This window comes from Paenibacillus mendelii, from assembly GCF_024498075.1.
GTDB lineage: Bacteria > Bacillota > Bacilli > Paenibacillales > Paenibacillaceae > Paenibacillus_Z > Paenibacillus_Z mendelii.
Genome location: NZ_JANHOF010000001.1, coordinates 619,356 through 634,645, shown reverse-complemented (window position 1 = coordinate 634,645; position 15,290 = coordinate 619,356). Strand labels below are relative to the sequence as shown.

13 protein-coding genes are annotated in these 15,290 nt (G+C 51.7%); 6 read left to right on the top strand and 7 right to left on the bottom strand.

Annotation, left to right across the window (positions count from 1 at the left end):
• Positions 1–88: 88 nt before the first annotated feature.
• Together NNL21_RS02700 and NNL21_RS02695 are read right to left on the bottom strand one after the other, a co-directional pair.
• Positions 89–1,213 carry an amidohydrolase/deacetylase family metallohydrolase gene (locus tag NNL21_RS02700; protein ID WP_204815905.1) on the bottom strand — a complete coding sequence of 375 codons (1,125 nt, stop codon included), beginning with the start codon at positions 1,211–1,213 and terminating at the stop codon, positions 89–91.
• Complete coding sequence (locus tag NNL21_RS02695; protein ID WP_204815904.1) at positions 1,210–2,070, bottom strand: phytanoyl-CoA dioxygenase family protein; 861 nt, start codon at positions 2,068–2,070, stop codon at positions 1,210–1,212. Before NNL21_RS02695 ends, NNL21_RS02700 begins: the two co-directional genes overlap by 4 nt.
• Positions 2,071–2,389: 319 nt before the next feature.
• Between NNL21_RS02695 and NNL21_RS02690 the strand changes: the two genes are divergently transcribed.
• The 5 genes from NNL21_RS02690 (at position 2,390) to NNL21_RS02670 (ending at position 8,159) form a co-directional block, all read left to right on the top strand.
• Positions 2,390–3,148, top strand: coding sequence for a DeoR/GlpR family DNA-binding transcription regulator (locus tag NNL21_RS02690; protein WP_204815903.1), 759 nt, complete (start codon positions 2,390–2,392; stop codon positions 3,146–3,148).
• A 228-nt stretch (positions 3,149–3,376) separates the two neighbouring features.
• Entirely contained in the window at positions 3,377–5,008 is a 1,632-nt protein-coding gene (locus NNL21_RS02685; protein ID WP_204815902.1) for a type 2 periplasmic-binding domain-containing protein, read from the top strand.
• 147 nt (positions 5,009–5,155) lie between these two features.
• Positions 5,156–6,091, top strand: coding sequence for an ABC transporter permease (locus NNL21_RS02680; protein WP_256555023.1), 936 nt, complete (start codon positions 5,156–5,158; stop codon positions 6,089–6,091).
• A 13-nt stretch (positions 6,092–6,104) separates the two neighbouring features.
• Positions 6,105–7,007 (top strand): carbohydrate ABC transporter permease, encoded by a 903-nt coding sequence (locus NNL21_RS02675; RefSeq protein WP_204815901.1) that lies wholly within the window; start codon positions 6,105–6,107, stop codon positions 7,005–7,007.
• 27 nt (positions 7,008–7,034) lie between these two features.
• On the top strand, positions 7,035–8,159 hold the full coding sequence (locus tag NNL21_RS02670) for an aminotransferase class V-fold PLP-dependent enzyme (protein ID WP_204815900.1): 1,125 nt from the start codon (positions 7,035–7,037) through the stop codon (positions 8,157–8,159).
• Positions 8,160–8,508: 349 nt separating this feature from the next.
• Here the strand turns inward: NNL21_RS02670 and NNL21_RS02665 are convergent, their stop codons facing one another.
• From NNL21_RS02665 to NNL21_RS02645, 5 genes are all read right to left on the bottom strand, one after another.
• Positions 8,509–9,708 (bottom strand): right-handed parallel beta-helix repeat-containing protein, encoded by a 1,200-nt coding sequence (locus NNL21_RS02665; RefSeq protein WP_204815899.1) that lies wholly within the window; start codon positions 9,706–9,708, stop codon positions 8,509–8,511.
• 245 nt (positions 9,709–9,953) lie between these two features.
• Entirely contained in the window at positions 9,954–11,387 is a 1,434-nt protein-coding gene (locus tag NNL21_RS02660) for a sensor histidine kinase (protein WP_204815898.1), read from the bottom strand.
• 72 nt (positions 11,388–11,459) lie between these two features.
• A complete protein-coding gene (locus tag NNL21_RS02655; protein ID WP_204815897.1) occupies positions 11,460–12,047 on the bottom strand; it encodes a hypothetical protein in 588 nt (195 codons plus the stop codon).
• Between the two features lie 344 nt (positions 12,048–12,391).
• Entirely contained in the window at positions 12,392–13,819 is a 1,428-nt protein-coding gene (locus tag NNL21_RS02650) for a sensor histidine kinase (protein WP_204815896.1), read from the bottom strand.
• A gap of 39 nt (positions 13,820–13,858) precedes the next feature.
• Positions 13,859–14,431, bottom strand: coding sequence for a response regulator transcription factor (locus NNL21_RS02645; protein WP_204815895.1), 573 nt, complete (start codon positions 14,429–14,431; stop codon positions 13,859–13,861).
• Between the two features lie 307 nt (positions 14,432–14,738).
• Here NNL21_RS02645 and NNL21_RS02640 point away from each other — a divergent pair, with 307 nt between their 5' ends.
• The gene (locus tag NNL21_RS02640) at positions 14,739–15,278 is read left to right on the top strand and encodes a GNAT family N-acetyltransferase (protein ID WP_256555022.1); all 540 of its coding nucleotides are present in this window, start codon (positions 14,739–14,741) and stop codon (positions 15,276–15,278) included.
• Positions 15,279–15,290: the final 12 nt, after the last annotated feature.

Below are 15,290 nucleotides of genomic sequence, written 5' to 3'. Positions count from 1 at the left end.
ATGAAGAGGTGAGAAGTAAAGAGGCCGTCCCTGCAGCAGTCCTACTGCTGACAAGGGCAGCCTCGCAATCGGCTTGAGCCTATGACAATTACATTAGAAGACGGCCAGGATAAGAGAGATCGTGAAGCTTCTGATCTGTTATGACGGCTGTAGGGATAATCGTATCCCCCGCGGTCCGGTCATTATTCTGCGAATCCCGGAACATGCGGCCTGGAATCGGTTCGTCAGCGATCCGGAACAAAGTCGCTTTCTCCAGAATGCCATCCAGATTGCACCATTGCTTCATACGCAGCACCTCCGCAGGCGCGATCGTGACAGCGGCTATAATGTCTGCAATCGACATTCCGATCGATAAGAATTTGCTCATCGTCGCGGGAAGATCGTACACAGGGCCGCCAATATTCCCGATGTGAATGTCTGTGCTGATCGAGAATGGGGGATAACCCGCGTTCAATGCACGCTCCCCAATATCAAAGTTAAAGCTCGCAGCGCCATGTCCGACATCGAGCAGCACGCCTCTGGCCAACGCGCGTTCCAGCGCCGGTCCGGGACGTCCGTCTGCTTCCCAAGGATGGCCAAGCTTGCCGTGGAAGCAGTGCGTGATGACATCGCCTTCACGCAGCAGGTCCAGCACATCTTCGATTAATGGCGGCGCTTCCCCGATATGGACCATGAGCGGAACGCCGGCTTCCCTTGCGGCCAGCAGCGCCAGCTGCAGCGGCTGCAGACCCATCGTGCCTACGATCATCCCGCTCGAGCGGACCTTAACTCCGCAGACGAATGGCTGATTCGCCAGTACGGCTTGGACCGTACGATCCACGTTGATTAAACTTAAATCGGAAGCTTCTCTCAGATGAACCAGCCCAATGGAGCTGATGTTCAGCCAAGACATGATCTGCGTATGATACCGTGGAGCGACATATTCGTACAGACCTCTGATCGTCGCTTCCCCTGCACTGCCGGCATCTACCGCCAAGTGTACGCCGGTATTCAAGCCGACCTCGTCAACAGGAATGCTTAATGGCGTGACGCCGTCGTAGATATGTGTATGAAGGTCGATCCAACCCGGGCTCAAATAAAATTCCGGCTGCAATTCTGTACTCGAGGAGTGGCTGCGCTCCAATTTGTATCCGTCTTTATAAGGTATCAGATGCGCCGGATAGCTGGATGCATGGCGCGGATCGATGACTTGAACGGTTAACGAAGGATTCATGCTTCATCCTCCCACAGATCGAGCCCGAGCAGCTTGCGGCCCAGAGGCGTAAGGACGGGCGGCCCGTCGAATTGGGTCTGCTCCCATCTGCGCGGATCGCCTGGGAATGCCTTGGCACTCGGGTTCTCGCGCTTCTGGTATTGTTCGATTCGAGCTTGGCGAACTTCATTATTCTCCTGCCGCGCTTTGGACATCAGAATGTACTGCGCATACCGCGGAGACTCCGCATAATTATGACCATTGCCATGAGGCAAAAGAATGTCCCAGATCACGAGATCTCCCGCCTTGCCAGGAATAGCTTCCACCTCATAGCCGGTCAAATCAGGAACGACTGGATTACGGTCGGCCGGCTGCGCCTTCAAGTACCCCTCCAATTCCCGGTAGATGCCCGGTACGCATTGGAAGCCGCCTTGATTGACCGCTGTATCGGCCAAGTACAGCACGCCTTGAAGCCCGAATGGTTTCGGAATAGGATCCGGCAGCTTGGAGGTATCCGTATCCCAATGGATAAAGCCATGATTCATCTCGGGGTGATCGCTGCGAACAGGCGGCTTCATATTGACGCGATCGAGGCTGACCCACAATTTCTTCTCACCCAGCAGCTCGGAGAACGCTTGATACATAGCAGGGTGCTGCCGGTTATCCCACATCGATTGATGATGGTACATCTCCAGCATGCCTGCGCCGCCCAAGACACCCTTCGGTGGATTATACAAGTTGTCTGGATTCGTGCGATCGAGCCCCAAGCAGTCCCACATCGCATCAATGACGCGATCGCAGTTCTCCTTCGGAACTACACCTTCAATCTTGACATAGCCATTCTCCCGAAAAAATGCCACATGCTCTTTCGTAATCATCCTCATACCCCTCTCGTCATGAATAAATTCAGGTCTGACAGGCCGATGATACGGTTCATCTATGTAATCGAAGCCAGAGGCTTGCCTTCGCGTTGACTTCTGCGGCCCTTTCATTTTTCTTCGTTTTCTTGTGATGACGGGTTTCGGTTCACGACGATTGCTGAATTATATCCTTCGCTCGCATAACTCACTTTCTAGAATAATATGGTAAGTAACCCGATGAATGGGGTTCTCCCCAGCAAACCTCGGTCTTTTTACCACTGCCATATCTTATTATTTCTTTCGATTATTTATGTCTTGAGGAGGGCTTACCCCACATATGCTGGCGACGCAACGTAAAAAGCAAATCATCCGGATGATTGAGGAAAGGGGTTTTGTTGAAGTATCCGAAATGAGCAGGCTGTTTGACGTATCCGAGGTCACGATCCGCTCTGATCTCCGTGAGCTTGAGCAGCAAGGCCGGATTGAGCGGAAATATGGCGGTGCCGTATGGAAAGAAGAAGGAACGGTACCTTTCCCGCGATCCAATCATCTTCTAAGCGGACGAAAGAAAGCGATTGCAAATGCTGCCATGTCTCTTATTGAAGAGGGGGACAGCATCTTCCTCGATTCTAGCTCGACCATCTCGCACTTGGCCCTGCAGGTGCGCAAGCTGTGCAATGTAACGACCATCAGCAATTCGATCCCCGTATTTGAATTATTCAAAGATTATAAAGCGGGCATGCTGATTGGCATCCCCGGTATTCTGAACCCGCTTACGCAGTCGTTCGTCGGTTCCTTCGCGGAGGAGATGATCGCAAGGCTGTATGCGACAAAGGCTTTCATCTCGCCGAAAGGCATCCTGCCCGAAGGGCTTCGCGACAACAGCATGCTCGAAGCATCGGTTCGCAAGGCGATGATTGCCGCTTCCTCGGAAACGATCCTCATGGTCGATCACAGTAAATTTCTGAACAACAAAACCCTGTTCGGTATCGATGATTTCACTTCGGTCAGCACCGTTGTCACCGATCGTATACCTTCGACCCCCTTTTTGGAGTTGTTCGATAAACATCACATTCGTCTGATCGTTGCCGAGTAAACCCGTGTGACTGCATGTTCCACAGTGGAAGGAACTGGCAACAAGACTATCATACATCGATTCCGAACAGCTGTCTCAAAAACTTATCGAAATTCCGTATGACAAATGGGATCAGGACATAGGATGAACTATTCCATAACGAAAACAACTGAAATAGAAAACGTTAGCAATGATCACTTGCATACAGCATCGCCAAAATCAATGAAATAGAGAGGGAGGAAGTCGTAGATGAGGAGAATCTTATTGATGCTCACATCGGTATTATTAATCGCAACCGTCTTTCTGACGAGCTGCAGCAGCAACAAGAATGGCGACAGCGGATCGAACGCCATGTCGGATGAAGAACTGAAGAAGTACGAGAACGTCGACTGGAACAGTCCAGAGATTTCGTGGAAGAAGGCAACGGAGCCGGTATCCTTTACCTCCTACCTGGACTTCGATTGGTATCCGATCGATACGTGGGGGAAAGACGACGTCTCGAAGGAAATTACGAAACGAACCGGGGTATCGCTGGAGGTGACCAAGAGCTCCGATCCGCAGCAGCTGCAGGTGCTGGTTGCCGCGGATGAACTGCCGGATCTGATCTTCACTGACAAACAGGTGGAACGGTTCTATAATCCGGATTTGGTCTGGGCATGGGACGAATTGATTAAGAAGTATGCGCCGGATTTCATGCATCTGATCGATCCCATCGAGATCATTAACAACACGGCAGATGACGGACACTTTTACACGCTGAAGACGCACTACAACAATGAGAAAGCATGGGCGGACCCGCGCAACCTTCCGTCGCCGGGCGATCCGGGCTTATACGTTCGCGAAGATATTCTGAATGAGCTGGGGAACCCGCCGCTGGATTCCTTTGAAGACATGCTGAACGTATTTCGGATGGTGAAGGAAAAATATCCGGACATGGTGGTCTATCTTCCTCATCCGACTTGGACGAGTGCTTTCATGGATTTCTTGGGGCTGAGGTCTGCTAATCCGTATGAGGATGAACAAGGCAACATCCGATTCGGCTTTATGCACCCGGATTTCGAAGAATATTTCAAATATATGAATCAATTGTACCGGGAGGGCTTCTTAAGCGGAGAGAGCTTCGCCTACAAGCCGGAGCAGTTTTTCCAAATTGTTCGAAGCGGCAAAGTATTCGCTGCTTCCTACAACTCGGGACTGGCGGATGAAACGAATAAGATCTTCGATGATGGCGGGATCAAGGGACATTTCGTCCCCATTACCAAGGCGCTTACGTATAAAGGCGAGGATAAGCTGAAGATCATCGATGCCTCCGTCGGCTGGGCGAGCTTGTTTATCTCGAAGAAGGTGAAGGATCCGGCACGGGCCATTCAATATATGCAATTTCTGAAGAGCCCCGAGGGCGACAGCCTGACCCAATGGGGAATCGAGAACGAGCACTATACGCTGAACGACGACGGGCTGCTCCAGCGTTCCCCGGACTTCATCAATAAGAAGGTTACCGAAACCGGGATCGGACCGTGGTATTTCCAAGCTAGCGGTCTTGGTGAAGGTGTAGCCGTTTCTTCCGGTGCGCTGAATAGCAAGTATCATAGCGGTGTGGAGCTGCTGAAATTCCGAAAAACCCGCTATGTGCGGAATCCCGCCCTGTCCTTCACGAAGCCGCAGGCCGACACGGACGAGTTCAACATCAATGTCAAGCTGACAGAGCTCTATCTAAACTCGCAGGTCGGGATCATTACGGCAGCTAACGAGGATGAAGCCATATCCAAATATAAGAAGATGCTGGAGGATGCGAAGAAAATCGGCGTCGAGAAGCTGGAGAAATATATGACGGAACGCTATCTAAAAGCGAAAGAAAAATATGATGCCGTAGCCGAGTAAATATAGGCCGGGCGCAAGACGGTTCCGGGCCGGTAAGGGGGCGACTCGCTCCTTTACCGGTTTTGTAAAAATAAGAAAGATTATGTTCGGGCTCGCGTCCAACGTTGCATCAAGAGCGTTCAATTTGGAGGAAAGGGGGAAAGACTAGTGCCGAATATTTGGAGGCGTCTGAGAGGACAGCTGTTTTATCAGGTTTGCGCTCTGATGGGCATCGCCTTTCTGCTCGTATTCGCGTATACGCCGATGGTGGGGCTCATCATTGCATTCAAAAATTTCAAATTAACATCCGGCATTCCAGGGTTCATTACGAGTGAATGGGTGGGATTCAAGTGGTTCATAGAGTTCTATAACGATATTAATTTTTGGCAAATTATCCGCAACACCGTCGCCATCAGCTTGCTCAAGCTATTCTTCACATTCCCGATTCCGATCCTGTTTGCCTTGGTATTGAATGAGGTTCGCAAACATTCCGTGAAGAGGACGGTTCAGACGGTTAGCTACCTGCCGCATTTCATCTCCTGGATCGTGGTATCCGGCATGATATTCTCATTCTTCAACGAGCAGACCGGCGTTGTGAATCACTTTCTGGTATCTACGGGATTAGCGGATAAACCGATCTCGTTCCTCTCCGATCCTGCTTACTTCTGGCCGATGGCGGTTCTGAGCGATATCTGGAAGGAAATGGGCTGGTGGACGATTATTTTTCTGGCTGCAATCGTCGGCGTAGATCCAGCTCTCTATGAAGCTGCTGTTGTGGATGGCGCATCCCGAATGCAGCGGATCTGGTATATTACGCTACCTACAATTAAGGGGACCATTATCATCGTGCTGATCTTAAGCATCGGCAATCTATTCGGGGGCGGCCTCGGCGGCTCCAACTTCGAGCAGTCTTATCTGCTCGGCAATCCCGTGAACAACGGCGTGTCCGAGATCTTGCAAACCTACACGTTAAAGATGGGACTGGCGCAAGGCCGATATTCCTATGCAACGGCAATCGGGCTCATCCAATCGGTCATCTCACTTCTTCTCATCTATCTAAGCAATTATTTGTCGAAACGGTTTTCGGGCGTCGGGTTATTCTGAAGGGGGCTATGCGATGGGTGCAAGGGGCATCAGGCGAACGATGGAAGACAACATCATGGATATTATCATCTATACTATCTTGATCGTTGTCTTCGTCATGACCGTCTATCCGTTCTATTATTCGGTGGTTATCTCATTCAACCATGGAATCGACGCTTCCCGCGGAGGGATTTACTTCTGGCCGCGCGTATTTTCCTTGGATAATTACAAAGCCGTCTTCTCGAATCATGAATTGCTGACAGGCTTCGGCATTACCATCTCCCGTACAGTTGTCGGCACCTTTGCGACCTTGCTGTTCACGGGGCTTTTCGCGTATAGTTTAGCGAATAATCAATTGATTTTTCGGACGACTTATATCACACTATTGATTATCGCGATGTATTTCTCCGGAGGGCTCATCCCCTATTTTATCTTGATCAAGAAGCTGCATCTCATGAATTCGTTCTTGGTCTACATCATCCCGCTGCTGCTTAATGCATTCTATACGATCATCATGATGAGTTTCTTCAGGGAGCTTCCTCAGGAACTGAAGGAATCGGCCAAGATGGACGGCGCGAGCGATATGCGGATCTTCTTCAGTATCGTCATTCCGATATCGGCTCCGGTATTTGCCACCGTCGCTTTGTTCGCGGGCGTGGAGCACTGGAACAGCTGGCTGGATGCTGCTTTCTTCGTCACAGATAAAGACTTGAAAACGATTTCATTCATGCTCATGGAACTGATCAATAAAGCCAATCTGACGGCCGTGCAGGGCGCAGATGCGGAACGGGCGGCGACCTACGCCGCACAAACCTTCACAGCCGAAACGATTCGGATGGCTACAATGATTGTGGTCGTCATTCCAATCATCTGCGTGTATCCGTTCTTGCAGCGTTATTTTGTTAAAGGAATCATGGTCGGTTCGATCAAAGGGTAAGGTCAACAAAGCATGAGGGGGATTCATGTGGAAGACAACCATATCTACAGCCGGCTGGGAATTCGTCCTTTCATCAATGCGGCGGATTCCTATACGACAATTGGCGGATCACGAATGCCGCCAGCAGTTCTGGAAGCCATGAGACAAGCTGCCGAGCATTTTGTCGAGCTCGATGTATTGCATGACCGAATCGGAGAGAGAATTGCCGAGCTGACCCGTAACGAGGCCGCGATGGTAACCAGCGGTGCGGCAGCCGGACTTGCCCTTACGGTGGCGGCCTGTATAGCCGGTGAGGATCCTGCGAAGAGGCGGGCTTTTCCCCATCTGGAGGGGCTTCGCAATGAGGTAATCATTCACCGATGCCAGCGGAACGGATTCGATATGACGGTGGCTCATCTAGGTGTCACGATCGTGGAAATCGGCAGCGAGGCGGGTACGACTGCCCGCGAGCTTGAGGATGCGATTGGACCGCGGACCGCCTGCATCCTCTACTTCGATACGAGCGCCTTCATTCGCAAAGCGCTGCCGTTGGATGAGGTTGTCCGCATCGCGCGCAGCAAAGGGACGGCCGTCATCGTGGATGCGGCCGCTCAGCTGCCACCCGTTCATAATTTGTGGAGGTACACGCAGCGGGGCGTCGATCTCGTTATCTTCTCCGGTGGGAAGACGCTCATGGGTCCTCAATCGACCGGGCTCATTGTCGGGAGGAAGGAGCTCGTCTTGATGTGCCGCTTGCAGGCAGGGCCTGCCTCCGATACGATTGGCCGGCCGATGAAGGTAGGCAGGGAAGAGATGGCTGGACTGTACGCGGCGATCGAGCTGTATTTGAAGCATGATCATGAGGAGATACGCAGCCGGCACGAGAGGGTCGTGGAGACCTTCTGCAACGAGCTCGCCGCTCTCGGATACAGCACGAACCGGGTCTACCCCGGACCGACGGGACAGGATTATCCGTATGCGATGTTCGATATGCGCGGAACCGGCAGGACGGCGGAGAGCATTATGCAGCGCATGAAGAGCGGAGAACCCGCTGTTCTGATCGGACTCGCAAGGGACGGATCGAATCAATTTTTCTTAAATCCGCTGCATGTGAAGGATGACGAAATTCCGATCATCATTGAGCGGTTTAGGGAGCTTGGGCCTGTGGAATAGTTGTTGTTGGAAGTTGGAGTGAAAAAACCACGATGCTGATCGTGGTTTTTTCCTGTGTGAGCCGCTGCGCGGAGCTGACGAACGCCGCATCGGATTCTTTCTTTCGCGGGTTAGGGAGCGGAGCCCGCTAGTAGAGCGAGTTTTGCTGTTACGCCCATAAACGGCGTTACAGCTCGAGCATTCGCCGACATGCCTCGCTGTAACGCCGCTTCTTACCTTACCGGCAGGCCGGTAAGGTTGTTCTACTCCTACAAACCCTAAGTGGAAGCGAATGCATCAGGTGGGTGAATCTCTTACTTCGTATCCATTCTCGCCGAACGTTGTGGTTGTATGCGTTGCCTCTATCGCGCTAATGGAGATTTTGCCCGATCAAATTGTTCGTGCCCAGATTCAGAATGTTCGAGGCATTCCCGCTGATCCGGTTGTTCTGCACCATGCAATCGGAGGACGACGCCTGCAACCAGACGGCGGTTTCCCGCTCCTGAATGATATTGCCTTGAATCAGCACAGAGCTGCTGTTCTGGACGACGATGCCGTTGCCATATCCGGTAGAGGCCCGAACGATGAACGTCGAGTTCGTGATATGGCTGCGTTCGCATCCGTTCAATAGGACATCGAAGCCGCCGTTCAAGGTGCCGTTCTTATAGAACAGGCAGTTGCTCATGAACATCTGCGGATGATAATTGATGATAATGCCATTGTTGAAGTAATTGGCATGACAGTTCTGGATCGAGGCATAGACTCCGGCATTCGACGTGGCGTTCGGGTTCAGGTAGACGAATGTGCCGACGTTGATGCCCATACAGTTGTCGATGATGATACCTTCGGACGGTCCGACTTTATAGATGGCTTCCGATGCGCCGTAAAATTTGCAGCCGTGGATCAGAATATCCACTGTATAGCCTTTCAAGAGGATGCCGTGTCCTCCGCTCCCGCGCACCACGCAGTCCCGGACATGGGAGACGGCGCTGTTCTCAAGCTCGATGCCGGCCTGCCAATTCTGCGGCCCCGAGTTGCAGTTGTTGCCGCCGTTATTATACTCGCCGATCGATGTCGTGCCGGACAGCATAACGCGCTCGATGATCGTATTTTTCCAGGGGCTGCCTACATTGTTCGGATAGGTCGCTTTAATGCCGACATACAGATTGTCCGAGACGGTGACCAGACATAAATCCTCCACCTGCAGGGCGTCGTTGAACTGATTCGTCGTGCTGTACACAATGCCGCTGCTGGCAGGGAAGAACAGCTGCGACAGCTGCATGCCGTCACCCCGTACGGTAACATCCTTGTTCGCAAGGGTCACGGGCTGGTTCAGTACGTATCTCCCAGCAGGAAAATAGAGCACCCCGCCGTTGGCAGGCAGTGCAGCAACGGCCGCAGCGACGGAAGGGGAGTCGTTCGTCACGCCGTCGCCAACCGCGCCATGATCCAGCACATTGATAACCGTAGACGGCACGGTTGCCGAGGCGGTCTGCGGCGGGAGAAGCATCCCTGCGGCCAGTGCGGCAGTCGAGACACTGAGCGTGGCGAGGGCCTGCCGTCTGCTCATTTTGTTACCGCTTTCATTTGTCATTATACACAATCCTTTCTATAGGAGAATAGGGTTCAGAACTTATTATAGAATATATATCCAGATATGGATATTGTCTTTTTGGACAAGCATCGCGGATCGCCCATCAAGCCTTCCGAACCCCGCATTTTGCCGGATTTAGAAGGCCTGATAATGACAGATAAGCTTGGGGAAGCCATGCTGCGTGCGAAAGATGGCATACCATGCACAGAAGTGCGAAACCGTCATGAAGAAATAGTTTCAAGGCTGGGGCAGGCGATCACTTTTCGTTTAGGAAGGGTCATGGCGAACGTCGTTCCTTGTCCGGGAGCCGTTTGAACGACTTTGATGGAACCGCCGCTCTTTTGAAGGACGCCATAGCAATAGCTGAGGCCGAGACCGTAATGGTTGGGGCCTTTCTTCGAGGTGAAGAAGGGTGTGAAAATGCGGTCGACTTGCTCGGGAGGAATTCCCGTACCGTTGTCGCTTATTTCGATGACAGGCATCTTTTTGCTCATGTACAGCCGAATACAAAGTACACCTTTGCCGTCTTCCATCGCCTCTAACGCATTCATGCATAAATTGCTGAACGCCTCCGAAATATGCAGCGGGTCGCATTGTACTACGGGGTCGCACTCGTACTGTTTGTGGACGCGGATGTGTTTGATGTCCGTCATCGGCTGCAAGGACATCAGAGAAACGTCGAGAAGCTCGGCGATTCGCACGTTATTTTCGCGCAGTGTAATGATGTCGGCCTTTTCCTTCATTTGCTCGACCATTCGAAGCATATGGCTGGTAATCGGGAACAGCTGATCGATCGACCAGACAGCCTTGTCGTAATGATCGTCCCCCAATTGCGATTGGATGCGCTCGCTCAAGTAGACGATTTTCTGGATCTCGTTCTTGAGCGAATGATTCAGAATGGATGTTCCTTGCGTCAGCGTCTTCATGGAATGATCGTAGAGATGCCGTTCGAAGATCAGCTTGATGCCTAGAATTCCGTATCGAAGGCCAAAAAAGACCATCGCGGCGAGCAGCAGAAAGATGATCGCATAATTATAACGCCACCATCCGCTGCCGACGATCGTCAGTCCGCCGTTATCCAGTTGAATCCGATCGACATTCAAATAATAACTGACGTAGATCCATAATAGAACAGGAATATAGAGAGCAGTCGTGCGGAATTGGTTATACTTGGCCCGCCGGTTCATCTCCCGGGTGCAGCCGAGGATATAAAGAATAAAGCTGCTTCCAATGTATACGCCAGCGTATATACGGAGTATCTGAAGCTCGATTACAAAGCCCGGCGCCCATTGCTCGAATACAAGCAAGCCGAGAGGAGGCAGCAGCAGGAGTACGCCAGCCAGCCATAGCGGCCTGCCCGCCAGCGATTTGTTGAACACAATCGAGCTCATCAGGCAGGCATAACTGAGAAAATGAAGCTGGATGGACATCAGGTTGAAGCTGATCAGACCCAGAAGACCGTCGCTTGTTACGGTATCGAATCCGTTACGATGCATAAAGGGAATCATGACGGCATGTATCGATACGGCACACCCGCTGCAGCCGCCGGTGAGAAACATGGCGCTGACCCAGCGTGTATAGACGTCGCGAGGATAAATGAGCAAAAGAACGACAGCCGTCGCCCATAATGATGCGAACATGACTACAATTAGCAAAGCGGTTCGGCCTCCTCGGTTAAGAAAATACGTAAAGCAGCCGCGGTTATTGACCGCGGCTGCAGACATTGTTTATGGGCAGCCGTAAGGAGGTTTGGGCAATCCCAGCCGTTCCAGATTGCCGCATATGGTACTTTGCCAATAAGCGAGCTGATCATCCAGCTCCTTGGCGGAATGCTGTTGAATGATTTCGATCGAATGTGTTGCGGCGGCTACTTGCGGATCGAAGGACCATGACCAGTAATCCGTGCGGTCGTAGCGTCCGATCCATTGGCCGTCCACGCCGAATTTCTGAATGGACGTTGCGCCGATAACGGCACCGTCGATATTGCGCAGCAAAATAAATACGCCGCCGGTAAAGCCGGTCAGTTTGACATTGTTCTTCGTGCGGGTGACGACATCCAGTTGGCCCGCCAATGCCCCTGCGCGCTGCAGCGTTGCTTTTGTATACATATAGCGTCCGCCGTTCGAGCTTTGCCAGGAGGACTCCTGAGTCAGGGAATTACCGGTACTTGTCGAAGTCGGAGGCGGGTACGAACCTCCACCGCCTCCACCACCAGGCTCGACATCCTCACCCATACGTGCAGATGCAGGTATAACTGCTACCAGCGCTGCGATTGCAATCATAATCGTTAACAGAAAAGGTTTGATCTTGGACATTGTAATGAAATCCTCCTTCATATCGTTCATTGATATTGAAAAACTTAACATGCCATCGAGCTTGGCTCCGATTCATCACAGGCCGGGGTGTCCGGCCGAATCGTGTTCATCGGCAAGCTTCGCGTTTCCTCCGGAAATCTTGTTCACCTCCAGTGTCCATTTTGCAATCAAGCAAGGAGATCATCATGCGAGAATCGGATGGGCGTTTGCCGGACATCGCGTCAGCCTACCGGTCGGCCACCGTTTCCGAGCCGCCCATCCGTTCCTCTCATTCGCTCTGTTTTGAATTATAAGGGGAGGGAACAGAATGCGGGAGGATGAACTTTTTTCACCCTGCGGGCGGCTTATTTTGCCTTGGCACCAGGTTCTGTCCGGCAGATTACCCGGCTGCCTGGAATCACGACGGCGATTGTCGTTCCTGTTCCCGCTGCGCTGCCCGCGATCGAGACGCTGCCGTCATGCTTGCGCATGACGCTGCTGCAATAACTGAGCCCAAGACCGTAATGGGACGAGTCGTGCTTGGTCGTATAGAACGGCTCGAACACCCTCGAGAAATCTTTCTTCGGTATGCCGCAGCCGTTATCCGCAATTTCAACGATGACCCGTTTTCCCTGACTTTCCGTACGTACGGAGATCAAGCCCTTCCCCGGCTCCACAGCTTCTGCCGCATTGAGCAGCAGGTTGCTGAACATTTCCCGGATATGGGTACGGTCGCATCTCAGCGTCGCGTCGATGCGAAAATCGGTCTGAACTTGCAAATTCCGCTCTCGCAGCAGAAGCTGCATCTCAGAGACCAGCTCCTGCAGCAGCGGGCAAATCGGCACTTCGGTTTCCTGCAGATGAATGTCGTCCGCCTTATCCTTGATCCGGTTCAGAACAGTAAGAAGATGAACGGCAACGCCGGATAGACTTCCGACCGTCTGCAGCGCTTCGTCCCGATTCTCTTCGGCCGCCAGCCGTTTGGATTGTTCGCCGAGCTGATTGATCTTTTGAATTTCGTTCTTCAGCGATTGATTGAGTATGGTGGTTCCCATCGTCAGGGCGCGCATGGAATAATTGTATTTTTGCCGCTGCAGTCTCATTTTCACGCCGAGAAATCCATAACGAGCCCCGAAATAAAGATGAAACCCGACGAGTCCGGCAATGAGCCAATAGTTGTACTTCCAGACATCGTTGCTCACGACTGTAAACGCGGACGGCGCTGCCGTGATCAAAGACATGCCGGCAAAATCGGAAATGAACGCCCAGACGATCGCCGAATTGAACACGACGACGGTGCGGAATTTGATTTGTTTCATGAAGAGCTGCTTTTCCTTCAGATAAGCCCATATGTAAAGAGAGATTCCAAAAGCGAAATAAACAGCCGCAGGCACACGGAGAAATTCGATGTGAATTTCATGCAGCGGATAAGAAGCGAGATGATAGATTGCTGAAACGAAGGCAGGAAGCATGAGCAGCCGGTGCCAGCGGGACCGGTTATTCAGTTCGCTGAAATAAACGGCTGTCAGCCAGTAGCAGTACGGGAAGACGATCCAGTAGACGTAGCATGCCGCGATGCTGAGGATGCGAAGCGATTCGGCTAGAAAGGACGGGACTTCGCTTATTTGTGAGAGGAAGGGCAAGATGGTGAGTTCCAGCGAAAAGGCGAAGCTGCCGCAGCCGGCCGCAAGCAGGGTATAACCGTGAGAGCGGCCGTAACGGCTGTTGCTGAGGCGGATGATGATGACGCCCATTGTCCAGAGCGAAAGAAACATGCAAACATAAACAATCATTGCGAACCCCGTCTCGTCGTTATAATTCGAACCGGCCGATCAACGGATGCTCAGCTTGTTCCGAATGCTTTTCAACTGCGTTTTGACCGTATTGAATGATTTTTGCAGCGCTTGGGCAATTTCGATTTTGTTCATTCCCTGCTTCTTGAGCTCATATACTTGTCTTTCCATAGGGGTTAGAGCCATCAATTGAATTTCGTGGATGAGGGAGGAAGCCGCGTCGGGATGGATTGATGACTTGTTCGCATGCGCGTCGCGAATCGCCTGCACGACATCGCCCAAGCTTGATTTATTGATGAAGTTGGCGGCGCCGCACTGAAACGATTTGACGATCACTTCCGCTTCTTGCAGGGAGGTTAGCATGATGATTTTGGCGGGGTTTGGCATCTGCCAAATTTCCTGGGCGGCATCTAGGCCATCGAGGTGATTCGCGGTTAAGTTGATATCCATCAAAATGACATCGATATCGAAGGTTTGTACGGCATGCAGGCATTCTTCCTTGTTAGCTGCCGTACATACGACCTCGATATCGGATATGTGAGAGAGATCGTCTGCTAGATGGGTCTGCCAGAACGGATCGTCTTCCACCAGCATCACCTTTATCGGTGTCATGAATTGTTCTCCTTACTTCTGGAAAATCTCTTCCTGGAACTTCCATTTCAGATACAGATATACGTTAACACGGGGCTCATATGCTGTAAATAGCAAATCGACGCGCCAACCAAAAATGGTTCTATGTCCCTCCTCCTGCAGGCACGCCATTCAAATGGTTGTACCGTCTCAACGGCGCTGCGACAACGTATTTGGATCACGACCGGGCGCAGTTCCGCGATCTCGGGCAGCAAGGACAGTGAGAACACAATGTCGAATAAGAAGAACATGTAGGTCTCTTCGTTACTTTAGGAAAGGGGGAATAGCGATGAATAGTTGGGAAGGAAAGAAGGTCAGATTGCGAGCAATCGTACCTGGCGACTGGATCAAGTTTCATGAGAACGATCAGGATTCGGAAGGTGCTCGATTATCAGATGCCATCCATTTCCCAAGATCAGATGAAGGAACGAAGTCATGGGCTGAGCTGCAGGCCGTGAAGGGGGCTGATGGAGATAACATCATGCTTGCGATCGAAACGCTAGACGGTACGCATGTGGGTAGTATTAATTCACATAGCTGCGATCCCCGGAACGGAACGTTCAAATATGGGGTAGCTGTATTTCGTGCTCATTGGCGTAACGGATATGCATCCGATGCGGTGAAGATCCTGCTTCGATATTTTTTCGGTGAACTGCGCTATGAGAAAGTAACCATACATATCTATGCGTTCAATGAAAGCTCCATACGCTTGCATGAACGTCTTGGATTCAAGCAGGAAGGCCGGCTGCGGAATATGATTTACACGAACGGAGAACCTTGCGATGAGATTATTATGGGGTTGTTAAAAGGCGAATTCTTGCAAGGGTAGCTCTTGCCCGGC